Source organism: Georgenia wutianyii (assembly GCF_006349365.1).
GTDB classification, from domain to species: Bacteria; Actinomycetota; Actinomycetes; order Actinomycetales; family Actinomycetaceae; genus Oceanitalea; species Oceanitalea wutianyii.
The window spans coordinates 397,174-420,332 of the sequence record NZ_CP040899.1; the positions used below are offsets into that span (position 1 = coordinate 397,174).

Genomic DNA, 23,159 nt, shown 5'->3' on the forward strand with positions numbered 1-23,159 from the left:
CCGTCCCACGGAGGCCGGGCTGTCGCCCTTCTCGGTCCACCTGGTGGGACCGGCCAGGTGGCCGCCCGCGCCCGCCCCGGCCCTCTGGCTAGCATCGGGTCGACCCATCCAGAGCAGCCGAGAGACCTGGCTCGACGACGCTGCAGCAACCCGGTCCACGGGTGCTCCCGCCAGGAACGATGGAGGAGCCATGGCCACCGACCCCGCCCGCCCCGCCTGTCCCGGCCCCGGCGGCTACCCGGACCCCGACCCGGCCTGGGGACCGGCGACGCGCGCCGTCCACGCCGGGCACGCGCGCACCGGCTTCCAGGAGACCTCGGAGGCGCTGTTCCTCACCCAGGGCTTCGTCTACGACGGCGCCGCGGACGCCGAGGCGGCCTTCGAAGGCACCCTCGACCGGTTCACCTACGCGCGCTACGAGAACCCGACGGTCTCGACGTTCGAGGAGCGGCTGCGCGCACTGGAGGGGGCCGAGGCGTGCCTGGCGACCGCCTCGGGCATGTCCGCGGTCTTCTCCACCCTCGCCGCCCTCGTGCGCAGCGGGTCGCGCATCGTCGCCGGCCGCGCCCTGTTCGGCTCGACCGTGACGGTCTTCGAGGACCTCCTCGCCCGCTGGGGCGTGGTCACCGACTACGTCGACGCCCACGACCTCGCCGACTGGCGGCGGGCCCTGGCCACGCCGGCCGACGTCGTCTTCTTCGAGACACCGTCCAATCCGATGCAGGACGTCGTCGACGTCGCCGCGGTGAGCGCGCTCGCCCACGCCGCGGGAGCGACGGTCGTCGTCGACAACGTCCTGGCCACCCCGGTGCTCCAGCGGGTGCTGCCCCAGGGCGCCGACGTCGTCGTCTACTCGGCGACCAAGCACATCGACGGGCAGGGTCGGACGATGGGGGGCGCGGTGCTCGGCAGCCGCGAGTTCGTCCACGGGCCGCTGCGGCTCGTGCTGCGCAACACCGGGCCCACGCTCAGCCCGTTCAACGCGTGGGTGCTGCTCAAGGGCCTGGAGACGCTGCCGCTGCGGGTGCGCGCGCAGAGCGCCGCGGCCCTCGAGCTCGCCCGGTGGCTGGAGACCCGGCCCGGCATCGGCCGCGTCCACTACCCCTTCCTCGACTCCCACCCGCAGGCGGCGCTCGCCCGCGCCCAGATGAGCGGCGGCGGCACGGTGGTGACGTTCGACCTCGTCGTCGACGGCCGTCCGGCGGGCCGGGCCGAGGCGTTCGCGTTCCTCGACGCCCTGCGACTCGTGCTCATCTCCAACAACCTCGGGGACACGAAGTCGCTGGTCACCCACCCGGCGACGACGACGCACCGGCGGCTCGGTCCCGACGGGCGTGCCCGGGTGGGGATCAGCGACGCGACCGTGCGGCTGTCGGTGGGGCTGGAGGAGGTCGCCGACCTGCGCGCCGACCTCGACCAGGCGCTCGCCGCGGTGCGCGCCGTGCGCCGGCCGGCGGCCTGAGGCGGGTCAGCCGGCCGGCCGGGTGCGCCGCACCCAGCGGGCCATCCGCCACATCGCCACGGCCGCCATCGCCTCGAGCACGGGGTTGAGCACGCCGGGGGCGGGCACGGGGCCACGCAGGTGGGCGTCGTAGGTCCACGTCACGCGTGACCGGCCGCCCGCGGCGGGGGACACGGTGATCGTCGAGGTCCCCAGGAGCACGGGCCCGAGCTTGCGCAGGACGAGCTCGTGGGGTGGGTCGGCGCGCGCGACCTGCATCCGGTCGACGAACACCCCCGCGGTGCGCGCGAGGACGACGTCGCCGGTCCGGGCCGGGCCCGGGGGCGCCGCGACGTGGGTGAGCGGGATCCACCGGTCGTGCCGGCCGAGCGTGGCGACGAGCCGGAACGCGCGGTCGGGCGGGACGTCGAGCACGCGCGAGGCCATGGCCGGGACTGTAGTGGGCGCGGGCGTCCGCAGCCCGGGGTGGTGCCCGCATGACGTGCCCGCGCCCGGGCGCGGGTAGGCTAGCCCGTGCCCCGCCCTCGTAGCTCAGGGGATAGAGCACCGCTCTCCTAAAGCGGGTGTCGGCAGTTCGAATCTGCCCGAGGGCACCAGTACAACTGCACATCAGCGCGGCCTTACGGTCGTTGTGTCGTCTCGGGTCGGCGCCTCGGGTGCCCCCGGCGTGCCCCCGAAGGCGTTAACCAGCGCGAATCCCGCTCGGTCGGCGGCCGTCCCGAGGTAGTGGACGTAGACCTGCGTCGCGCTGATGCTCTCGTGACCGAGCCATGCCTGGACAGTTCGGAGATCGACACCCGCCCGCAGCCACTCGGTAGCCGCCGTATGCCGAAGATCGTGGATGGTGTGGCCAGGTGCGTAGAGGCTCCACTTCAAGGCACGGCGGAAGTTGCTCTTGTGGAGCTGGGCGCCTCGGCCCGTAGTGAAGAGGTAGTCACCGCCAGGACGTCCGTCGGCCATCTCGCGCACGAGCGGCCAAACCCGCATCGGTATCGGTACAGATCTGTTGGCCTTGCCCTTTGTGACCTTCTCTGCGTAGCCCTCGCTATGGGACCGCGAGATTCGAAGCACCGGCATGTCTCCTCCCACGACCGCGTCGACGCGGAGGGCGCGAGCTTCACCCCAGCGAAGCCCCGTCCAGGCGAGGATGCGCACCACATCGGCCATCGCGGCATCGACCTTTTGCATCTGCTCGGTGACCAGGTCCAGCTCGGTCCACGTCCAGGGGCGCATCTCGCGAGGTGGTGCCCCAACCGAGCGCGAGACTTTGACCCCGGCGACTGGAGACGCCAGAACGAGCCCTTCCCGCACGCACCAGGTCCAGAAGGCTGCGAGGGTGATGCGTGTGCGCTCAACCGTCGCGGTCGCGCCGATGACACGAGACAAGACCCGCTCTATGTCGGTCGGTTTGACGGAGCCGACCTGCCGCTGGAGAAGGGCCGCAGGCAGCCTCGAAGTCACCGATGCGTCGCGAGCCCATGTTGACTGAGCGACACGACCTCGCCGGTGGTCGAGCCACTCGTCCAGAGCTTGGCGAACGAGCACGCGGCCTGCTCGCGGGTCAACGAGCCCGTCGAGTGCCGCCCGCTGGCGGCGCTCCCATGCCTCGGCGTCAGCCTTTCGATCAAAGGTCCGCCCGGCGACATAGTTTCGCCCGTTCTTGACGACCGCGCGCCATCGGCCTGACGACGTCTTGCGGATGCTCACGCTGCTTCTCCGAGATGAAGGCTGCTTGCGGGGGAGTGGGAGGCGGCTGAGACCGACGACTGCGAAACCCATGCGCGCACCTGGGTCTCGGAGTAGCGAGGGGTCCGCGCAGTGACCCAGATGACAGGCGGCCCTTCGCCGGTCTGACGGAGCCGGCAGAGGGTGGCCGCCGACACCTGGAGGTAGGCGGCCACCTCCCGCGTGGTCAGGAGTCGGTCACTCATCGCCGAGCTTCTCGAGGAGTGCCTGGCGGCTCTGTTCGAGTCCCCTGATGACCTGGTGTTCATGGTGCAGTGCGGTTCGGAGGGACTCCACCTCCATCTCGAGCTCTCGGACGAGACGGTGGATAGCGCTCCTTGCGACAGCGAAGTCACCCCCGGCCTGCCGAGAGGCGTGGCCGTGAGCCTCAAACCGTGCCGTGTTGTACTCATCCACCGTGAGCCCCATGCTCGGGTCCTTCATCGCCTTCCACTCTCGCTGGCTGAGCGGCTGGGGGGCGAGCACCCTGAACCACACCTCCCGGGAGTGCGCGTGCAGCAGCTCGCCGACCAGCTGCGTCAGCTTCTCGTCCGTGGTCACGACTGCGACTCCCTGTGCGCGGAGACCGCGACGAGGCGCTCGACCGTGATGGAGAGCGCGACTCGCGAGTTGTTCTCGTACGGCATGACCCAGACGCGGCCCTGGGCGGCGTACTTCTGCCCCAGCTCGTACCCGGCCTCGGCGGGCTCGACCACGTGGACAGACGCCGTCTTGTCCGCCTTGACCTCGCCACCACGCAGCGTCATCAGGATGGTGCCGCTCGCGTACGTCGGGCGGCCGTCCGGGGTCAACTTCCCCTCACGGAGGCGGGGCGTCTCCCCGAGTCCGATGGTGAGCACCGGCCACGCCTTCGCGTCCGTAGCCACGGGCAGGGCCGTCGTCAACCTGGTGTTCTCCAAGGTTCTCTCGCTTCTTCTCCCCGAGGGGAGACGTAGGGTGCTGCGCTGACATCCGCGGCACATGTATGTAGGTGATCGCAGTGTGGCATGGACATCATTGCCTGGTCAAGCAGGGTGCTACCCTGCCTAGATGACGAACTATCAGCAGTGGTCCGTCCTAGGTGGCGCGCCGGACGTCCTGAAGCTCGGCCTCAACGAAGTCGAAACCGCGCTAGGGCGTGCAGCGTCTATGCCGCCTGAGGTGTACGAGCACGCTCCGGGTGCTTACACCGTCAAGACGCTCGAACAGTTGCAGCAGGCGCAGCGCTGGCTTCAGTGGACGGTCCGCGTCCTTGCTGACGAGGCGCTTACGCGCGAGACCGCATCTAGGCGAGGGCTGGCCGAAGCGGCGGGTGTTGCGTTCACTACGGTTCAAAAATGGAGTCGCGAGCCCATCTTGGAGGGGCCTGAAGGCGAGCTGGGGCCCGCAATGTTGCCCGATGGGCGTCGCCGCAAGTAGAACGCCAAAGAGCAGGACCTCTCGATGCGGGTCGGTGGCTCGGGTCAGGTCTCCCCGTAGGGGCAGGCTCGCTCTATCAGGCGACTCTCTTTCTGGGCACGGGATGCGGGGTGTCGCGTCGTAAGTCGAAGACAACGGGTAGTCGTGCGGTCTAGCGTGATCGCATGTCACTTGAAAGTCTGAGGGCGGGACATCCGGTCGCTGCGCTGATCGTTGATGGGGCCCCAGAGACGCCCTTTGTGGCCGCAACGCTGGCGGTGTCAGCGTCTGGAATCGACCTCGATATTCCATTCCTCGATGCGAGGAGTGTGTCTGGCTTTGAGCACGTCGATGGCTGGCGCAGGACGGGCGTGCCTCAGAGTCTGCAGCTCCTCGTTCCAGGCGCGAAGGTCTCATTGTTCGACCTCCGATATGCCGGAGAAAATCTGCCGAGCGAGGGTGCATCGATCCTGATGGTGCGGGCGACTGAGGCAGTACTCGCTGGCCGCGATGGTCCCGTTTCGGATCCCCTGGAGGTCGAAACGGTCCGGAGTCGCTTGGACGGTCTAAACGGCTGGTCCCAAGTCACCGCCGTGACGACCGATAGGGCAGTTGATGCGGAGAGCCGCGTGTATCGGTTGACGGTGGTCGCTGAAACGGGCGACGGCGTAGTTTGGCGCCAGGGGGATGCCGAGATGGCGCTGCAGGCTCACTGGAGGACCGACAACCCCGGTGTGGGGGACGAGCGTGCGCTCCTTATCGCAGACGATGTAACGCTGGAGACGACATTCGCCTCCCCCCGGCCATTCCGTGACCACCTCGTAGAGCAGCGCAAGATCGCCAATCTAATGGTGTTTATCTACGGCAGGTCAATGAGCTTCCGTCAGCACAAGGTGCGCGACGAGCGGTTTCCTGCGCGGCTCCTGAGTGGAGAGATCTATGACATCCCTTACGTGGAGTTGGTCTCAGCACGCACCCTTGGTGAGGCGGCTTCGGAGCCGCCGACTCGGGAGGACTTGGCACGGCCTCTTGCGCTACTGCCCGCGATTGGTGTGGGTGGCCTGACACGCTGGGCGGAAGTGTATGACGAGTGGAAGCGGTTCATTCTTCCTGCAGTGAACTCGCTAGCTCGGCGCGGGGCGCTCATCGAGGAAGTTGTGATGTCGACGTCGACCGCCATCGAGGCGGCTGGTCGAAAGATTGGGAAGTGTGATGGTGAGGAAGGGACGTATAGCTCACGGGGAAAGGAGACGACTGCTACCTATTCGTACCGTTGTCTCAAAGTGCTAGACCTGCCATGGGGTGACTATGTGATGAGCCTCAGAGGGCTAGCGCAGGCCATGGCGGACAACTACAACGAGCTTAAGCATGAAGATAGGGGCGACTTTCCTGATCCTCGCCAGAGTTACCTCATCGGACTAGTGAACAAGTGGGTCGTCCGGTTGTTGGCGTTGCGCTTGACCGGTTCGGACCACTTGATCGAACCGCATCGCTCAAGCGGTGCGCTCTGGCACATCACCCAGGCATTCGAGGCCAATCACCTCCGCACCCTCGAAAGTGGTGAGTGGGAGGCCTTTTGACCCTTGGCGGCGAACGGCAGGGGGCGGTTCCCATCGGGCGCCAGTCAAGTGGCCGAAATCTTCATGAGTTTTCGAATTTCTCTATACAGAATCAAGGCCGGGGGTGCTGCGCACCCCCGGCGTGCGCCTCACCGGGGGGTTGGGTCGCGGGCTCCGTTGTCACCCGCGACCCAACGCCCCCGGTGGGACGCCCCTGACCAGTTCGTTGACGATCGGCTATGAGGGGGCATCCCGAACTGCCACCTGACGACGTCGGACGATGCCATAACCGCTTCGCTGGTCATGGCTTTGTCGCGCCTGTCGGCAGGATGGCACCTCGGGCGTGGGGTAGAAGTCCAACTAGGGCAAGGCGGGAGGGCCAGTTCGCGGCGGCTGCAACGCCTGCCAGGTGGAGATCGAGTTGCCGATGCTCTCCGAGGTCGTGGCGAGGGTAGCGATGCTGGTCGTTTCCACTGGTAGCGCGGTGAATCTCTGCCGGAGTGCCCACGCCGCTCTCGCCGCTCGCTGAGCCGTACGGGTCAGACCAGTGAGGCTCCAGCCGGGTGAGGTCTCGCCGGTCTCCGCGTCTGTGGTGGGTCGAGAGACCGTTACGACGGCGGACGCTGCTCCCTGGCGTCTGTGCGCAGGCAGCGGGCAACCGGGGCGAGCCTCTGATGTCCCGCGGCCGCGACTACGGCTGAGACATGTCGGGCAGGGCATCAGGCTTGCCGCTCGGGATAGCCGAGCTGTCAGCTGCCAAGGCACGTTCGCAGCCGATCCATCAGCGACGGCTTTTCCGAGGTAGCTCAGTGCCTTGGTGACGTACCAAATCGCCTTAGCGGCATCACCGTCGGGCGTCAGCCGCCGCACGTCCACTTGGTTGCCCCAACGGACTCGCGTTCCTTCGTAACCTGTCGCTACCACAGACGCGAGAACGCCTCGCAGCTTTTCGCGCGGAGCCGCCTCAGACGCTGGGACTCGAATAAGCACGTGATGGTGCAAGGCGCCGCGAGCTTGCCACTCACGGACGGACGCGAACTGCATGCGAGGCATCAGCACGCGGAGTCGAGACCGTGTTCGGTCCCAGAGGCGGCTCGAGTCCCTGTTCCATCGGACGGTTCCGTCGTAGTCGTAACCGTCCAAATCGACGGGTACGCCTCGGAGGTGGGAGTCCACATCTGATTGGTGCACTACCCCGCATGAGCACCGCCGATTCGGCGAGCCGCTCGTTCGTGGAACTCGATGGACGCGGCCGAACGAGGGTGCGGTCAAGGTGACCATGTAGAACACAGAAGCACCCGGTGCCGCGAAGACGCCGGATCGTAGGATGGCGGCCCAGTCCCCGACTACTAGCTTCGAGCACGAGACGCATTGGTCTCGGAGTCTGCTTCCACAGCGCACCTGCTGCTCGGTGCCGTCTGGCATCTGTACGGTTACTGGCCGGGCGCAGCGGCGCTCCTCGCGGACGGCCAGCGCGAGGCGTTCGCTCGCGGAGAGATCGTCGATCATCGCGCCACATCCGTGTGCCCCCGATGTGCCCCGCCGGTGTCCGCCGGTGCAACCCGTGCACTATGAGTCCCCGGCAGTACCGGCAGAACGCTAAGGCGTCGACCCTGGGGCGCTCTCCTAAAGCGGGTGTCGGCAGTTCGAATCTGCCCGAGGGCACCAGGCGCGGACGTACCCTCCAGGAGGGGATGCGTCGTGCCGTGCGTGGTCGCCGTCGACGACGTCCGGCCGGCGGGCCGCTGAGTCCGGCGCTCCTCCCGGGTCTGCACCAGCACCCGCACCGAGGAGGACCGCATGCGCACCGTGACGTACTCGATGGGAATGTCCGCGGACGGCTACGTCGTCGGGCCGGACGGCCGCTTCGACTGGGCGGCGCCCGACGCGGAGATCTTCGCCTTCCACCTGGAGGAGATCCGGCAGGTCGGGGTCCACCTCCTGGGCCGGCGGCTCTACGAGGTGATGCTCTACTGGGAGACCGCCGAGGAGGACCAGGAGCTCGACGACGCGGAGCGCGAGTGGGCCCGGCTGTGGAAGGCGCTGCCGAAGGTCGTCTTCTCCCGCACCCTCACCGCCGTGGAGGGCAGCAACACCCGGCTGGCCACGGGGACGGTCGCCGAGGAGGTCGCCCGCCTGCGCGCCGAGCCGGGGGAGGGGGACATCGCCATCGGCGGGGCCGCGCTCGCCGCGTCCGCCGAGGACCTCATCGACGAGTACCGCGCCGTGGTCTACCCCGTCCTCCTCGGCGGGGGGACGCCGTACTTCCCGCAGCACGAGCGCTTCGTGCGCCTCGAGCTCGCCGAGGTCCGGACGTTCGGCTCCAAGGTGGTCCACCACCGCTACCGGGCGCTGCGCTGAGGCGGCGGCAGGCCAGTCTGCGCCCGATTTGTCGCCACGTGACGAAGGTCACACACAATCATGCGGACGTACAGGGTCGAGGCGCTTGCGCTCCGACGAAAGTTGGGCCAATATTTCTTCTTGTAGGGCGTGACGCCTGCCCCCCGTGTGCGTCACGCCCTATCCCATACCCTGAGCCGATAACTCGGCAACCGCGCGGCGGGTCGCCCCGGTCCCGCGCGTCGCCCTGGTTAGCGTGGGTGAATGGCCCCTTCAGCGATCTCCGCCCGCCCCCCTGCGGCGTCACGCCGCCCCGGGGCACCAGGACTCGCCGGCCTCGCCCGGCGCGACGACGCCGACCCGGCCGAGGGCGGTGACGCACGCACCACCCGCGCCCGCGCCGTCGACGACGCGGCCCAGGAGTGGCGCGACCGTCTCGTCGGGCTGAGCGGCGCGAGCGCGCTGTCCGACGTCAGCCTGCTCGGAGCGGCGGTCATCGACCTCACCGCGGCCCACCCCTCCGGCATCGCCCAGCTCTACTCCGGGCGCACGACCCGGCTGTCCAACCTCGTGCGCGAGGGCGGGGCGCTCGTCGCCGCGCGCCGCTCGGCCCGCACCGTCGTCGCGCGCACCGACGAGCTCGCCCAGCGCTACGGCGTCGCGCCCACCTACCTCGCGGCCGGGATCGCGACCTGGACCGAGCTCCCGCCGCCCGCCGGCGTCCCCGAGGACGCCGAGGACGCCGACGCCGCCGAGGACGCGGCTGCTGACCGGCCCGCCTCCGACTCCCCCCGGACCGTGCGTGCCCCCGTGCTCCTGCGGCCGGTGCGGCTGACCCCGCGCGGCGGGCAGGTGGCCGACCTCGACCTCGAGCTCGAGCAGGCGGTGGACGTCAACTCCGTGCTCGTGCGGGCGTTGCGGGCGCGTGGCGTGAGCGTCGACGTCCAGGCCGTCACCGCCGGCACGCTCACCGAGGACGGCTTCTCCCCGCGGGCCGCGCTCGCCCGTCTGGGCCTCCTCGGGGAGGAGCACCTGCCTGACTTCACCCTCGAGGAGCGCGTCCTCATCGGGCCCTTCGTCCACCCCGGGCAGGTGCTCGTCGACGACCTCGAGGCGATGCACGACGACCTCGTCCAGCACGACGTCGTCGCCGCCCTCGCCGGCGACGAGGGCGCCCGCGCCGCCCTCGACCGTCCGCTGCCCGACCGGGTCGGGCCCGACCGTCCGCCGCAGGCCGAGCGCGGTGTCGGGGACCTCGACCCCGACCAGCAGCGGGTCGTCGACGCCGTCGCCGCCGGGACCGACCTGTTCATCGACGCGCCCCCCGGCGCCGACGTGCCCGCGACCCTCGCCGCCGTCCTCGCCGACGCCGTCGCCTCCGGACGCCGGGTGCTCTACGTGCCCGGCTCCCGGCGCGTGGGCCGCGCGCTCCTCGGCGAGCTCGAGCGGCTCGGGCTGCGCGACCTCGTCCTGGACCTGTCCACCGACTCCGGCTGGCGGACCAGCGCCCCGGAGGAGCTGCGCACGGGCCTGCGGGCCACCGACCCGAAGGGGCAGGTCGAGACGGTCCGCGCCGTGCGGGCCGAGCTCGTCACCGTCCGCGAGCGGCTCGCCGGCTACGTCAGTGCCCTGCACACCGTGCGTGAGCCGTGGGGCTGCTCGGCCCACGCGGCGCTCCAGGCCCTCGCCGCGCTCACCGCCGCCCGGCCCGCCCCGCGTACCGAGGTCCGGCTCCCCTCCGCGACCGTCCGAGACCTGGTCGGGGAGCAGCGGGCGCACGCCCGCGAGCGGCTCGTGCGGGCCGCGAGCCTCGGCGCCTTCGACCTGCGCCCGCACGACACCCCGTGGTTCGGGGCGCGGCTCACCAGCGCCGAGGAGGCGCGCGCCGCGCTCGAGCGCACCCAGCGGCTCTCCGGCCTCGAGATGCCCCGGCTGCTCGCCGAGGTCGGGCGCACCACCCACGAGACGGGCGTGGTGCAGGCCGCCACCCTGCGCGGCTGGCTCGAGCAGCTCGAGATGCTCGACGGCGTCCGCTCGGCCCTCGACGTCTTCGTCCCGCAGGTCTTCGAGCGCTCCGCGGCCGACATGGTCGTGGCGACCGCGAGCCGGGCGTGGCGCAAGCAGCACGGCGTGAGCATGCCGCGCCGGGTGCGGCGCCGGATGCGCAAGCAGGCCAAGGACCTCCTGCGGCCCGGGCGCCCGGTCCCCGACCTGCACGCCGAGCTCGTCCACGTCCAGGAGCAGCGCGAGGTCTGGCGCCGGCACTGTCCCGGGGGCGGGTGGCCCGCGCTGCCCGAGGGGCTGTCCGCGATGACCGAGCACGCCCGCGCCGTCGAGGCCGACGTGCTCGCCCTCCAGGGCGTCGTCGGGACGGGTGCCGGCAAGCCCGACCTCCTCGACCTCCCGCTCGAGGACCTCGCTCGGTTCATCGACGCGCTCGCCGGTGACAGCGAGGCGGTCCGCCTCATGCCCGAGCGCACCGCGGTCCTCGCCGACCTCGAGCGTCTGGGACTCACCGAGCTCGTCACCGACCTCACCGAGCGCCGGGTGGCGGCCGGGCTGGCCGGCGCCGAGCTCGACCTCGCCTGGTGGACCTCCGTCCTGGAGGAGATCCTGCGCACCGACCCGGCGCTCGCCGGGTACGACGGGCCGGCGCTCGTCGCGCTCGCCGAGCGCTTCCGCCGCCTGGACGCCGAGCACGTCGACACCCTGACGACCCCGGTCCGTCGCGCCGTCGTGCGTCGCCTCCAGGGCCTCGTGCGCGACCGGCGTGAGGAGGCCGCGCAGCTCGAGGCCGAGCTCGCCGCCGGGCGGGCCGCCGACCTGCGCCGACTCAACGCCCGCCACCCCGAGCTCATCGGCGCGATCCGGCCCGGCTGGGTCGTGCCGCCGGTCCTCGTGCCGCAGCTGCTGCCGCCGGCGCGCTGCGTCGACCTCGTCGTCCTCGACGGCGTCCACCACCTGCCGACCGAGCAGGCCGTCGGCGCGATCACCCGCGGCCGCCAGGTCGTGCTCGTGGGGGACTCCCGTCGCGGCGGGGACGGGCTGGTCGGGGAGCTCGCCCCGCTGCTTCCCGCGCTCACCCTGCCCACCGACCGCGCCGACCGTGAGGAGTCGATCGCCGGCTTCCTCGCCGGGCACGGCTACGAGGACGTCATCGCCCCGGTCCCCGCGCCGCCCGCGGCCGGCCGGGTCCGCTTCGAGCGGGTCGAGGGCTTCGGCATGCCGGCGCCGGGTGCCGACGCCGTCGAGAGCGTCCAGGCGGAGGTCGAGCGCGTCGTCGACCTCGTCATCGAGCACGCGCTCACCACCCCCGACCGGTCCCTCGCCGTCGTCGCGCTCAACGCACGCCACGCCGACCGGGTGCGTGAGGCCGTGATCTCGGCCGTCGCCGGCAGCGCCGCGGTCGCCGAGTTCTTCGCGGCCGACAAGGACGAGCCGTTCGTCGTCGTCGACGCCGACGGCGCGGGAGGTCTGCGGCGCGACACCGTCGTGCTCACCATCGGCTACGCGAAGACCCCGCACGGGCGGGTCCTGCACAGCTTCGGCGCCGTGAGCGAGCCGGACGGCAAGGCCTGCCTCATCGACGCGCTCGACGCCGTCCGGGAGAACCTCGTCCTCGTCTCGTGCCTCGGCCCGGGGGACATCGACCGGGACCGGCTCCACCAGTCCGGCCCGCTCCTGCTCGCCGACCTCATCGACTGGGTCGCGCAGCCCCACGGCGGCGCGACCGCGGCGCAGGACGTCGCCCCCGACCCGCTGCTCCTCGACCTCGCCGAGCGGCTGTGGCGCCTCGGGCTGACCGTGGTCCCGCAGTACGGCGTCGAGGGCGGGGTCCGCATCCCGCTGGCGATCGGCCACCCCGAGCTGCCCGGTGAGCTGCTCCTCGCCGTGCTCACCGACGATCCCGCCTACATCGCCGAGCCGAACCTGCGCCGCCGTGAGCGGCACTGGGTCCAGCGCCTCGTCTCGCGCGGGTGGCGCGTGCACATGGCGTTCTCCACCGCCGTCTTCGCCGACCCGCAGGGGGAGGCCGAGACGATCCTCGCGACCGTCCTCGACGTCGTTGATGCCCGGCGGCGGGCCACCGAGCCCGTCGGCGCCCGGGTCGCGCCCCCGACCGACCTCGAGGACGACGACGCCGACGACGGGTACGCCGCCGTCGGGTCCGAGTCCGAGTCCGAGTCCGAGTCCGGTGCCGAGGACCTCCCGCGTGAGCGGGGGACCCGCCCGGAGGTCACGCCCGGGCTGCCGATCGGCGCCTACTCCGACGACGAGCTCGACGACCTCGCCGCGTGGATCGACTCCGACGGCGTGCCCCGTGATGACGAGGCGATGATGGCCGCCCTGCGCGAGGAGCTCGGGCTCACCCGGCGGGGCGTCGAGGTCGACACGGTGCTGCGCACCGTCGCCGCCCGGCGATGACCCGCGGACGGCACCGGCGGGTCGTCGCCCCGCCGACCCGCCTCGGGGCGAGCGAGGAGGGGGACCTCACGCCTGCCGGAGGGCCGGCCGTGCAGCCCAGGCAGGTGCGCCGCCCGCAGGCACCCGCGGCGGCTCCCGAGCCGCCGTCGACACCGGTGCTGCCCACGCGGGCGCGTGAGGACACCGACGAGGCGTGGGGGGACCGGCCCGAGGGCTCGGACGACGCCCGCTTCCTGCGCGACAAGCCGCCGCACTGGCAGTAGCGGTCAGGGCCGGGTGGTGCCCTGCGTCTTGAGCAGGTCGCGGATCTCCTGGAGCAGGATGATGTTCTCGTCCGGGGCCTCGGGCTCGGGCTCCTGGCCGCGCTTGCGCCGCTCCTGGTACTTGTTCATCGGCACGACGAAGATGAGGTAGACGACCGCCGCCGTGATGAGGAAGACGATGACGGCGTTGATGATCTCCGACAGGTTGACGTAGGTGTCGGGGCGGTCGGAGAGGATGAAGAAGCCGAGGCCGGAGGTCTCCGCGCCACCCGTGGCATTGAGCACCGGGGTGATGATCGCGGAGACGACCGTGTTGACGATCGCTGCGAAGGCGCCCCCGATGACGACCGCGACGGCGAGGTCGACGACGTTGCCGCGCATGATGAACTCTTTGAAACCCTTGAGCATGGTCCGCGCTTCCTCTCGGATTGGGGCCGTGGCACCCCGGGCCTCGGCAGCGTAGCGCGGGCCTGGGCGGGGTCGCAGCGGCCGAACGGTCATTCGGGCGGATCGGTCCCCGCATCGCCCACCACGGGCGAGGCAGGTCGTCCGTCAGCCCGGCAGGACGACGCGCAGCGGCGCCCAGGCGCTCGCGCCGACGACCGCGGGGGCCGCCGCGCGGGGCAGCGCGACGAACAGCAGCGGCGAGTCCTCCTGCCCGCCGAGCAGCCCGCCGGCGGCCCCGTCGTCCCGCGCGAGGACGAGCGCCCCCGCCGCGACGACCCGGGCCGCTCCCTCGCTCGACGTCGCGTCGGCGGTCGCGGCGAGCAGGTCCACCCGGTCGCCCGGGCGCAGGGTGCGCGCCGCCGCGGCGTCGGCGACCCGCACCGGCACGACGACCTCGCCCGCGGCGACGCCGTCGGCGAGCCCCGGACCGACGAGCACCTGCGCGGCGAGCGGGAACCCCGCGGGCAGGGCGACGGCCATCCGCTCCCCGGCGACCTGCGGTGGGGCACGCAGCATCCCCGGCGACACGAGGTCGCGCGGGAGCGCGGCGGTCCGCACGTCGCCCTCGGAGAGCGCGGTGCCCGCCGCCACGTCGCGGGTGAGGACGAGCACCTCGAGGGTGGGTGGGGGAGCGGGACGCAGCTCCCCGACTACCGTCCAGGCGCCGGTGGCGAGGGCCGCGACGAGCAGGGCGTGGCGCCAGCGCCACAGCAGGCGGCGCAGGCGGGCGGTGCGCCGCCGGGACGGGGGGACGGGAGCCATGGCGGCGACGGTAGGGACCGCGCGTGACCGCCGCCCCGCCGGGCTCCTCGACTGTGGACGCGGGACCCGCCGGTGCCCGTTGGGGACAGGTCCCGCCGGGGCGCGGGCGAGCCGGCGCGCCGCCACACCGGGGAGCACCGCAGGCCTCTCGGGCGTCGGCCGATGCGGTTACCCTCGGACTCGTGCGTGGCTCCAACCTCATCCAACGTCTGGCGATCGTCGTCGCCGCCGTGCTCGTCGTCGTCCTCGTCGCAGGGGTGGCGCTCGCAACGGTGCTCACGCGTCGTCCCCTGCCCGAGTACTCGGGCGACTCGACCCTGCGGATCCTGTCCACCGACGTCGAGGTGCTACGCGACGAGCGCGGCGTCCCGCACATCTACGCGGACACCGACGCCGACCTCATGCGCGCCCAGGGCTACGTCCACGCGCAGGACCGCTTCTTCGAGATGGACTACCGCCGCCACGTGACCGCCGGGCGCGTCTCCGAGCTCGTCGGGGAGAACGACGCCGCGCTCGCGGCGGACCAGGTCATCCGCACCCTCGGCTGGCGCCGCGTCGCCGAGCAGGAGTGGGACCTCCTCAGCGACGAGACCAGGGCCCTGTACGACGCCTACGCCGAGGGCGTCAACGCCTACCTCGACACCCGCGAGGCGAGCCAGCTCGGCGTGGAGTACACCGTGCTCGGCCTGGTGACCGAGCTGCGCGAGATCGAGCCGTGGACGCCGGTGGACTCCCTCGCCTGGCTCAAGGCCATGGCGTGGGACCTCGGCGGGAACTACGACCAGGAGCTCGGCCGCGCCACCGCCGTGCGCGCCCTCGGCGGCGACGTCGCCCGGGTCGAGGAGCTCTACCCCGCCTACCCCGGGGAGCAGAACCTGCCGATCCTGCCGCCGGCGGACGCCGTGGCGACCCCGACCGTCGAGGACGCCTCGTGGGAGGAGGTCCCCGCCGGCGCCGTCGAGGCGGTCGACGCCGCCTACGCCGCCCTCCAGGCCACGCCCCGTCTGCTCGGCGAGGGGGACGGCATCGGCTCGAACTCCTTCGCGGTCTCCGGCGCGCACACCGCCTCGGGCAGCCCGGTGCTCGCCAACGACCCGCACCTCGCCGTCAGTGCCCCCGGCATCTGGCACCAGGTCGGGCTGCACTGCCGCGAGGTCACGACGCTGTGCACCTTCGACGTCGCAGGCTTCGACTTCGCCGGCATGCCAGGCGTCATCATCGGCCACAACGCCGAGCTCGCGTGGGGGCTGACCAACCTCGGCCCCGACGTCATGGACTTCTTCCTCGAGCGCGTCTACGACGACGGCACCTACCTGCGCGGTGGGGAGCGGGTGCCGCTCACCCGGCGCACCGAGACCATCCGCGTCAACGGCGGCAGCGACCTCTCGCTCAGCGTCGCCGCGACCGCCCACGGGCCGATCGTCTCGGGGATCCTGCCCGACACGGCGGCCGCGAACAACGCCCCCGTGCCGGACGGCTCGCCCTCCCCGGGCTTCGGCGGGTACGCCGTCGCGCTGTCGTGGACGGCGCTGACCCCCGGCCGCTCGGCCGACGCGATCTTCGCGCTCAACCGCGCGACGAACGCCGAGCAGATCGCCGCGGCCGCCGCCCTGTTCGACGTGCCCGCGCAGAACATCGTCTTCGCGACGACGAGCGGGGACATCGGCTACCAGGCGCCGGGCCGCATCCCGGTCCGCCAGCACGTCGAGGACGGACCGGTCCCCTCCGACGGCACCTGGCCCCGCCCCGGCTGGGACGGTCGCTACGACTGGGCCGGGTACGTGCCGGCCGAGGACATGCCGCGCGCGCTCAACCCCGAGGAGGGCTTCATCGTCGCGGCCAACCAGGCCGTCCAGCCCGCCGGCGTGGGCCCCTTCCTCACCGAGGACTGGGACTACGGCTACCGCTCCCAGCGGCTGCGCGAGCTCATCACCGGCGCGATCGCCGAGGGCACGCCGATCGACGCCGAGTGGGCCAACGCGGCGATGAACGACGAGGCGAGCCCCTACGCCGCCCTGCTCGTCCCCGCGCTGCTCGAGGTCCCCGTGGAGGACCCCTTCGTCGGCGAGGCGGTGAGCCTGCTCGCGGACTGGGAGCAGGCGGACTACCAGCAGGGCGACGACTCCGCCGCCGCGGCCTACTTCGCGGCGGTGTGGGCCAACCTCCTGGACCTCACCTTCGCCGACGACCTCCCCGAGGCGCTCGCGCCCGAGGGAGGCAGCCGGTGGCTCACCGTGGTCGACCAGCTCCTCGACGACCCGACCAGCCCGTGGTGGGACGACCGCCGCACGGTCAACCTCGTCGAGAGCCGCGACGAGATCCTCCTCCAGGCGCTCACCGCGGCCCGCAACGAGCTGACCCAGACCCTGGGCAAGGACCCCGGCGACTGGCAGTGGTCACGGCTGCACGTCGTCGCCCCCCGCCACGCCGTCCTCGGGGCCGACGTGCCCGCGCCCGTCCGCTGGTTCGCCAACCCGTCCGCAGTCGGCGTCGGCGGCGGCTCGAGCATCGTCAACGCCACCGGGTGGGACGCCTCGGCCGACGTCGACGGCCGCCGCGACTACGGCGTCACCTCGATCCCCTCGATGCGCATGGCCGTCGAGCTCGGGGACCTCGACCAGTCGGTGTGGGTGAACTTCACCGGCGTCTCCGGCCACCCGGCCTCGGAGTTCTACGACGACCAGATGGCCGCGTGGGCGGCAGGGGAGACCTTCCCCTGGCCCTTCACCCGGGCTGCGGTCGACGAGGCGACGACCGTCACCCGCACGCTGCGCGCGCCGGGCTGAGCGGGCCGGACCGTCAGGAGCTCGGGGCCGCGTCCTTGACGGCGAACGGGGAGCCGTCCAGGAGGAACCACCGCTCCTCGGTGATGACGGCGTCGACCGGGAGGTCGTGGTCGGCGCGCGGCAGCGGCCCGTCGTCGACGAGCTCGGCCTCGTGGACCATCGCGAAGACCGGGACGCCGGGACGGCGGTGCTGCAGCGCGCGGTCGTACCAGCCGCCGCCCTGGCCGAGCCGGATCCCGTACCGGTCCACGGCGAGCGCGGGCGCGATGACGACGTCGGCCTGGGCCAGGGACTCCGGCTCCAGGACCTCCCCGGTGGGCTCGAGCGGGCGGCCCGGGGCGTGGTGGGCGAGGTCGTCCGCGCCCGTGTACTCACCCCAGCAGCGCGCCAGGCCGGGGCCGAGCACGGGGAGCAGCACGCGGGTCCCGCGCTCGTGCAGGGCGTCGAGCAGGGCGCTGGTCACCGGCTCGACGTACGTCGAGACGTAGGCGGCGACGCACCGGGCGTCCCCGACGGCCTGGACTCCGTGCTCGGCGAAGGCGTGCGCGTCCTGCTCACGCTGCCGGGCGGACCGAGCCCCCCGGTGGGCCCGGACCGCCTCACGTATCGCCTGCTTCGCGTCCTCCATCTCCAGACCGGAGGTGCTGGGAAAGCGGATCGCCGTCGACATGCCGACCAGTCTCCCACGCCTCGCGCGGCACGGACCGGGCAACCGGGGAGCTCTCCGGGGCGCGGCGCCGCGCGGGTCGGTAGCCTGCGGCCATGGAGCAGCCACACGTCATCCCGGTCCGTAAGGCAGTCGTGCCCGTGGCCGGACTCGGTACCCGGTTCGTCCCCGCCACCAAGGCGGTCGCCAAGGAGATGCTGCCGGTCGTCGACCGGCCGGCCATCCAGTACGTCGTCGAGGAGGTCTCGGCGGCGGGCATCCGCGACGTCCTCCTCGTGACCGGCCGCGGCAAGTCGGCGATCGAGGACCACTTCGACCGCAACGCCGAGCTCGAGGCCGCGCTCGAGGCCAAGGGCGACGCCGACCGGCTCGCCGAGGTGCAGCGCCCCACCGACCTCGCCGACATCCACGCCGTGCGCCAGGGGGCGCCCAAGGGCCTGGGCCACGCGGTGCTGTGCGGTCGTGAGCACGTGGGCCACGAGCCCTTCGCCGTCCTCCTCGGTGACGACCTCATCGACGCCCGCAACCCCATCCTGCCGACGATGATCGAGGTCCAGCAGCGGCTCGGCGGCTCCGTGGTCGCGCTCCTCGAGGTCGAGCCCTCCCAGATCAGCCTCTACGGCGCCGCCGCCGTCGAGCCGGTGTCCCTCGCCGGGATCCCCGACGGCGACGTCGTCTCCGTCACCGAGCTGGTGGAGAAGCCCTCGGCCGACGAGGCGCCGTCGAACCTCGCCGTCATCGGCCGCTACGTGCTCTCCCCGGCCGTCTTCGACGTCCTGGAGCGGACCGAGCCGGGCCGGGGCGGGGAGATCCAGCTGACCGACGCGCTGCAGACGCTGGCCCGGATGCCCCGCGAGGAGGGCGGCGGCGTGCACGGCGTCGTCTTCCGCGGCCTGCGGTACGACACCGGCGACAAGCTCGACTACCTCAAGGCGGTCGTCCAGCTCGCCGTCGACCGTGAGGACCTCGGCCCGGAGTTCTCCGCCTGGCTCGAGCAGTTCGTCGCCGGCCGCCACGTCGAGCTCAGCTCGGACCCGGCCGCGTCCCTGCCCGCCCGGTGAGGAGCGTCCAGGAGCACCTCGCCGCCTGCCTGGCGGCGGTGGGCCCTCAACCCCCGCTCGAGGTGGTCCTCGCCGACGCCGTCGGCTGCGTGCTCGCCGAGGACGTGCTCGCCACGCGGGACCTGCCGCTCGCGGACGTCGCCGCCCTCGACGGGTACGCGGTGCGTGCCGCCGACGTCGCGACCGCCGGCCCCGCCGCCCCGGTCGCGTTGCGCGTCCTCGACGAGATCCGCGCCGGGAGCGTCGACCCGACCCGCCTCCCGGCCGGCAGCTGCGTGCGCATCGCCTCCGGTGCACCGCTGCCGCTGGAGGCCGACGCCGTCGTCCCGGTCGAGCAGACCGACCGCGGTACCGCGAAGGTCGAGATCCGCACGGCCGCCGCGCATGGCGAGAACGTCCGCCCGCGCGCCCAGGACGTGCGCGACGGGGAGGTCGTGCTGCGCGCGGGGGAGCGGGTGGGCGCCCGTCAGGTCGCGCTCCTCGCCGCCGTCGGGCGGGGCCGGGTCACCGTCCACCCGCGGCCGCGCGTCGTCGTCGTGTCCGTCGGGGATGAGCTGGTCGAGCCCGGCGCGACCGCCCGGCCCGGCCAGGTGTACGACGCCAACGGCCACGCGCTGGCCGCGGCGCTGCAGGACGTCGGCGTCGCGACCTACCGGGTGGCGGCCGTCCCGGACCAGCGCGGCCCGCTGCGCGAGACGCTCGAGGACCAGCTCGTCCGCGCCGACCTCGTCGTCACGACGGGCGGGCTGAGCCACGGGTCGAACGACACCGTCAAGGAGGTCCTCGGCCCGCTCGGCACGGTGCGCTTCGACAACGTTGCGATGTGGCCCGGGCGCCAGCTCGGCGTGGGGCACGTCGGGGACGGGACGCCGATCCTCGCGCTGCCCGGGGACCCGGTGGCCGCGCAGGTCGCCTTCGAGGTGTTCGTCCGCCCGGCGGTGCGCGCGATGGCCGGCTACGCCGACCTCTACCGCCCCACGGTCCGGGCGACCGTCACCACGGGCTGGTACTCCCCGGCCGGGCGGCGCGAGTTCGTCCGCGTCACCCTCGCCGGCTCGCCGCAGGAGGGCTACCGGGCGACCCCTGCCGGGGCGCCCGGGACGCTGCTCCTCTCCGCGCTCGCCCGGTCGAACGCGCTCGCCGTCGTGCCGGAGGACCTCACCGAGGTCCGTGAGGGAACCGCGCTGTCATGCCTGGTGCTCGACGCCTGATGGTCGTGCTCGAGGAGGACGGCGTGCGCCTGCGGCCGCTGCGCTACCGCGACCGCGCGGCGTGGCACCAGGTACGCGCCGCCAACGCCGCCTGGCTGGCGCCGTGGGAGGCCACGAGCCCGGTCCCCGGCCCGCCCGTGGGGTTCGCCGCCTACGTCGCCCAGTGCCGGCGGCAGACCCGGCGCGGGGAAGGGCTGCCGTTCGTCATCGAGGTCGAGGGCGAGCTGGTCGGCCAGCTGTCGGTCTCCTCGATCGTCATGGGCGCGGCCCGCAGCGCCTCGATCGGCTACTGGGTGAGCCGGGACCTCGCGGGCCGCGGGATCGTCCCGACGGCCGTCGCGATGGCGGCGGACGACTGCTTCACCCGGCTGGGCCTGCACCGGCTGGAGATCAACATCCGGCCGGAGAACACGGCGAGCCTGCGGGTCGTGGAGAAGCTGGGCTTCCGTGACGAGGGGGTGCGCCGCCGCTACCTGCACATCGCCGGTGACTGGCGCGACCACCGCACCTTCGCCCTCCTCGCCGAGGAGGTGCCCGAGGGGCTGCTCGAGCGCTGGCGGCGCAGCCGGGGGAGACACGCCGGGGACGTCCCCGGAAGTGGTCCGGCCCACGGATAGTTTCATGCTCGTGGACGTACAGGGTTGGGTGATCCTCGCGCTCGCCGTCGTCCTGTTCGGGTACCTGGTCCCGACCCTGGTCAACAGCCGGCAGCAGCTGGCCGAGGCGCGGGTCGAGGACCGCTTCTCCACCACCCTGCGGGTGGTCGGCACGGGGGCGACGGCGCGCCGCCCGTCCCCCGGGGAGCACCACGGCACCCGCGAGAACCGCCCCTATCTGCACGACCCACGACGACGGACGGAGGCACCCGCCGTGAACAGGCCGACCACCCCGAGCGAGCGGGCCGCCGCCGAGGCGCGCCGCCTGGCCGCCGCCCGTGCGGCCCGTGCCGCCGAGATCAGCCGCCGCAAGGCTGCCGCCCGGCGCCGACTCGTCCTCACCCTGCTCCTGGCCGCCGCCGGCGCCGCCGGCTGGAGCGCCGTCGGGGTGTCGGGCATGTCGCTCGCGCTCGGTGTCGTGCCCACGGTGCTGCTCGTCGTCGTCCTGGTCCTGGGCCGGCGGGCTGCCAAGGTCGCCGCCCGCCGCAACGCCGCCGACCGTGCGGCGATGGCTCGCCTCGAGCTGCGGGCCGAGCCGCGCCGGGTCGTCACCCGTCCGGCCGTCACCGCGCCGCGCGAGGAGCCCGCCGTCGAGGCGCCCGCGCAGGAGGCGGTCGCACCGGCCGTCGAGGAGGCCGCGCCGACCGTGACGGCACCCGCCGCCACCGGTGCCCCGTGGACGCCGGTGCCGGTGCCTGCGCCGTCCTACACGCTCAAGGCCGCCGCCCCCCGCCGCGACATCGCGCCCTACGAGGCACCCGAGCCGGTGGTCGCTCGGACCGTGACCGAGCCGGTCCTCGAGTCGGGCCTCGCGGGCTCCCCGTACGCCCCGGTGGCCGACCCGCAGCCGCAGGAGGCCCCGGCGCCGCTCGTCGGCCCCGCGCGCGGTCTGGACCTCGACTCGGTCCTCGCCCGCCGTCGCGCCGCCAGCGCCTGACAGGCCACCGCCCTCACTCAGCCGGGTACGACCGCGCGCGATCCCGCCGACCGCGCGCAAGACCGCCGACCGCGGGTGACACCGCGCCCGCGGTCGGCGGTCTCACCCGCGCTCGTGTTCAGACGCGGTCGCGCTCAGATGCCGTCGCGGACGGTCGGGCAGCTCATGCACCGCGGCCCGCCGCGGCCGCGGCCGAGCTCGCCGCCGGGCACGGTGATCACCTCGACGCCGTGGGAGCGCAGGTAGGCGTTCGTCGTCGTGTTGCGCTCGTAGCCGACGACGACGCCCGGGGCGAGGGCGAGGACGTTGCACGCGTCGTCCCACTGCTCGCGCTCGGCGCTCAGGGAGTCCTGCGCGGGGGTGAGGACGCGCAGGGCCTCGACGCCCAGCGCCTGGGCGATGGAGTCGTGCATCTCCTGCGGGGGGTGGTCGGTGACGACGAGCTCGCCGTCGGCGTCGCCGGGCGTGATCCGGTAGGAGGGCAGCGGGCCGAGCCCCGCGTACTCGATGATCGTGTGGTCGTCGACCATCGTCATCACGGTGTCCAGGTGCATGAAGGAGCGCTGCTGGGGCAGGGCGAGCGCGACGACCTGCGTGGCCGAGCCGGTCTCGAAGAGCCGCTGGGCCACCCGTTCGACCCCCTGCGGGGTGGTCCGCTCGCTCATCCCCACGAGCACCGCGCCCCGCCCCAGGACGAGGACGTCACCGCCCTCGACGCTCGTCGAGCCGCGGCCACCGGCGCCGCTCCACAGGTGGAAGCTCACCCCGGCGAAGTCCGGGTGGAAGCGGTAGACCGCCTGGTAGTGAAGGGACTCGCGCATCCGGGAGCGCTTGCGCATGTTGCTCACGCCGACGCCGTCGTACACCCACGCGGAGGCGTCGCGCGCGTAGAGGTGGTTGGGCAGCGGGGGGAGCACGAAGTCGTCCGGGCGCAGGACGTGGAGCGCGATCGAGCGGGGCTCGGGGATGCGTTCGAGCAGCTCCCGCTTGGTGAGGCCGCCGACGAGCAGCGTGGTGAGCTCCCCGGCGTCGAGGGTCTCGACGAGCTCGAGCACCGGCTCGACACCCGCCGCACCGAGGAGCCCGGCGTCGAAGGTGCTCTCGACGACGAGCCGCCGCGCGGCCGGCACCTCGAGCGTCTCGCGCAGGAGCCCGGTGAGGTAGCGGACCTCGACGCCCTGCTCCCGCAGCGCCGCGGCGAAGGCGTCGTGCTCCTCCTGCGCGCGCTCGACCCAGAGCACCTCGTCGAAGAGGAGCTCGTCGCGGTTCTGCGGGGTGAGGCGCAGCATCTCCGGGCCCGGCCGGTGGAGGATCACCTGGTGGAGACGGCCGACCTCGGAGTCCACGTGGTAGGTCATCGGGTTCCTCGTCGTCGGGGGCTGGGGTGCGCAACAACGTAGCGTCGGCGGCAGCGCCCGGCCCACTGTGACCCACGTCAACGCCGGTGCCGGTTCACTCCC

Annotated in this window: 21 protein-coding genes, 1 tRNA gene and 1 riboswitch; of the genes, 12 read left to right on the top strand and 10 right to left on the bottom strand. The window is 72.8% G+C overall.

Features of this window, described 5'->3' with window-relative positions; genetic code table 11:
• Positions 1 to 101 precede the first annotated feature (101 nt).
• Positions 102 to 186: riboswitch (SAM riboswitch) on the top strand.
• 4 nt (positions 187 to 190) lie between these two features.
• Positions 191 to 1,462 (top strand): O-succinylhomoserine sulfhydrylase, encoded by a 1,272-nt coding sequence (locus FE251_RS01865; protein WP_139947582.1) that lies wholly within the window; start codon positions 191 to 193, stop codon positions 1,460 to 1,462.
• Between the two features lie 6 nt (positions 1,463 to 1,468).
• Here the strand turns inward: FE251_RS01865 and FE251_RS01870 are convergent, their stop codons facing one another.
• Positions 1,469 to 1,888, bottom strand: a complete 420-nt coding sequence (locus tag FE251_RS01870) for an SRPBCC family protein (RefSeq protein ID WP_139071936.1) — start codon at positions 1,886 to 1,888, stop codon at positions 1,469 to 1,471.
• A 94-nt stretch (positions 1,889 to 1,982) separates the two neighbouring features.
• On the opposite strand from FE251_RS01870, the gene FE251_RS01875 reads away from it, so the two are divergent.
• Positions 1,983 to 2,058 (top strand) — tRNA-Arg (locus tag FE251_RS01875).
• Positions 2,059 to 2,071: 13 nt separating this feature from the next.
• Here FE251_RS01875 and FE251_RS01880 read toward each other — a convergent pair.
• The 4 genes from FE251_RS01880 to FE251_RS01895 are packed head-to-tail and all read right to left on the bottom strand — an operon-like array spanning position 2,072 to position 4,047.
• Complete coding sequence (locus FE251_RS01880; protein WP_168202618.1) at positions 2,072 to 3,169, bottom strand: tyrosine-type recombinase/integrase; 1,098 nt, start codon at positions 3,167 to 3,169, stop codon at positions 2,072 to 2,074.
• The gene (locus tag FE251_RS15960; RefSeq protein WP_330998303.1) at positions 3,166 to 3,456 is read right to left on the bottom strand and encodes a helix-turn-helix transcriptional regulator; all 291 of its coding nucleotides are present in this window, start codon (positions 3,454 to 3,456) and stop codon (positions 3,166 to 3,168) included. Before FE251_RS15960 ends, FE251_RS01880 begins: the two co-directional genes overlap by 4 nt.
• On the bottom strand, positions 3,386 to 3,748 hold the full coding sequence (locus FE251_RS01890; RefSeq protein ID WP_139947588.1) for a hypothetical protein: 363 nt from the start codon (positions 3,746 to 3,748) through the stop codon (positions 3,386 to 3,388). The genes FE251_RS15960 and FE251_RS01890 overlap by 71 nt, the downstream gene beginning before the upstream one ends.
• A complete protein-coding gene (locus FE251_RS01895) occupies positions 3,745 to 4,047 on the bottom strand; it encodes a hypothetical protein (protein WP_168202619.1) in 303 nt (100 codons plus the stop codon). The genes FE251_RS01890 and FE251_RS01895 overlap by 4 nt, the downstream gene beginning before the upstream one ends.
• Before the next feature lie 190 nt (positions 4,048 to 4,237).
• Between FE251_RS01895 and FE251_RS01900 the strand changes: the two genes are divergently transcribed.
• A complete protein-coding gene (locus FE251_RS01900; protein WP_139947592.1) occupies positions 4,238 to 4,606 on the top strand; it encodes a hypothetical protein in 369 nt (122 codons plus the stop codon).
• Positions 4,607 to 4,770: 164 nt separating this feature from the next.
• Positions 4,771 to 6,165, top strand: coding sequence for an ApeA N-terminal domain 1-containing protein (locus tag FE251_RS01905; RefSeq protein ID WP_139947594.1), 1,395 nt, complete (start codon positions 4,771 to 4,773; stop codon positions 6,163 to 6,165).
• Between the two features lie 339 nt (positions 6,166 to 6,504).
• Here the strand turns inward: FE251_RS01905 and FE251_RS16055 are convergent, their stop codons facing one another.
• Positions 6,505 to 7,653 (bottom strand): replication initiator, encoded by a 1,149-nt coding sequence (locus tag FE251_RS16055; protein ID WP_407925278.1) that lies wholly within the window; start codon positions 7,651 to 7,653, stop codon positions 6,505 to 6,507.
• A 291-nt stretch (positions 7,654 to 7,944) separates the two neighbouring features.
• Here FE251_RS16055 and FE251_RS01910 point away from each other — a divergent pair, with 291 nt between their 5' ends.
• From FE251_RS01910 to FE251_RS01920, 3 genes are all read left to right on the top strand, one after another.
• Positions 7,945 to 8,505 (top strand): dihydrofolate reductase family protein, encoded by a 561-nt coding sequence (locus tag FE251_RS01910; RefSeq protein ID WP_139947596.1) that lies wholly within the window; start codon positions 7,945 to 7,947, stop codon positions 8,503 to 8,505.
• 243 nt (positions 8,506 to 8,748) lie between these two features.
• Positions 8,749 to 12,909, top strand: coding sequence for a DNA helicase (locus tag FE251_RS15410; RefSeq protein ID WP_168202620.1), 4,161 nt, complete (start codon positions 8,749 to 8,751; stop codon positions 12,907 to 12,909).
• The gene (locus tag FE251_RS01920) at positions 12,906 to 13,172 is read left to right on the top strand and encodes a hypothetical protein (RefSeq protein WP_139947598.1); all 267 of its coding nucleotides are present in this window, start codon (positions 12,906 to 12,908) and stop codon (positions 13,170 to 13,172) included. Before FE251_RS15410 ends, FE251_RS01920 begins: the two co-directional genes overlap by 4 nt.
• A gap of 3 nt (positions 13,173 to 13,175) precedes the next feature.
• Here the strand turns inward: FE251_RS01920 and mscL are convergent, their stop codons facing one another.
• Together mscL and FE251_RS01930 are read right to left on the bottom strand one after the other, a co-directional pair.
• Complete coding sequence (gene mscL, locus FE251_RS01925; protein ID WP_139947600.1) at positions 13,176 to 13,580, bottom strand: large conductance mechanosensitive channel protein MscL; 405 nt, start codon at positions 13,578 to 13,580, stop codon at positions 13,176 to 13,178.
• 144 nt (positions 13,581 to 13,724) lie between these two features.
• Positions 13,725 to 14,381, bottom strand: coding sequence for an RcpC/CpaB family pilus assembly protein (locus FE251_RS01930; RefSeq protein ID WP_139947602.1), 657 nt, complete (start codon positions 14,379 to 14,381; stop codon positions 13,725 to 13,727).
• Positions 14,382 to 14,563: 182 nt separating this feature from the next.
• On the opposite strand from FE251_RS01930, the gene FE251_RS01935 reads away from it, so the two are divergent.
• Positions 14,564 to 17,167, top strand: coding sequence for a penicillin acylase family protein (locus FE251_RS01935; RefSeq protein ID WP_139071930.1), 2,604 nt, complete (start codon positions 14,564 to 14,566; stop codon positions 17,165 to 17,167).
• A gap of 13 nt (positions 17,168 to 17,180) precedes the next feature.
• Here the strand turns inward: FE251_RS01935 and FE251_RS01940 are convergent, their stop codons facing one another.
• Positions 17,181 to 17,837: a 5-formyltetrahydrofolate cyclo-ligase gene (locus tag FE251_RS01940; protein WP_139071929.1), complete on the bottom strand. Its 657-nt coding sequence runs from the start codon at positions 17,835 to 17,837 to the stop codon at positions 17,181 to 17,183.
• A gap of 92 nt (positions 17,838 to 17,929) precedes the next feature.
• Here FE251_RS01940 and FE251_RS01945 point away from each other — a divergent pair, with 92 nt between their 5' ends.
• From FE251_RS01945 to FE251_RS15415, 4 genes are read left to right on the top strand one after another with little or no spacing between them, the layout of a single operon-like run.
• On the top strand, positions 17,930 to 18,895 hold the full coding sequence (locus FE251_RS01945; RefSeq protein WP_139947604.1) for a UTP--glucose-1-phosphate uridylyltransferase: 966 nt from the start codon (positions 17,930 to 17,932) through the stop codon (positions 18,893 to 18,895).
• A complete protein-coding gene (gene glp / locus FE251_RS01950) occupies positions 18,892 to 20,106 on the top strand; it encodes a molybdotransferase-like divisome protein Glp (protein WP_139947606.1) in 1,215 nt (404 codons plus the stop codon). Before FE251_RS01945 ends, glp begins: the two co-directional genes overlap by 4 nt.
• On the top strand, positions 20,106 to 20,723 hold the full coding sequence (locus FE251_RS01955) for a GNAT family N-acetyltransferase (RefSeq protein ID WP_230976507.1): 618 nt from the start codon (positions 20,106 to 20,108) through the stop codon (positions 20,721 to 20,723). Before glp ends, FE251_RS01955 begins: the two co-directional genes overlap by 1 nt.
• A gap of 4 nt (positions 20,724 to 20,727) precedes the next feature.
• Positions 20,728 to 21,699, top strand: coding sequence for a hypothetical protein (locus tag FE251_RS15415; protein WP_168202621.1), 972 nt, complete (start codon positions 20,728 to 20,730; stop codon positions 21,697 to 21,699).
• A gap of 134 nt (positions 21,700 to 21,833) precedes the next feature.
• Here FE251_RS15415 and FE251_RS01965 read toward each other — a convergent pair whose 3' ends face one another.
• Positions 21,834 to 23,057 (bottom strand): arginine deiminase, encoded by a 1,224-nt coding sequence (locus FE251_RS01965; RefSeq protein WP_139947608.1) that lies wholly within the window; start codon positions 23,055 to 23,057, stop codon positions 21,834 to 21,836.
• Positions 23,058 to 23,159: the final 102 nt, after the last annotated feature.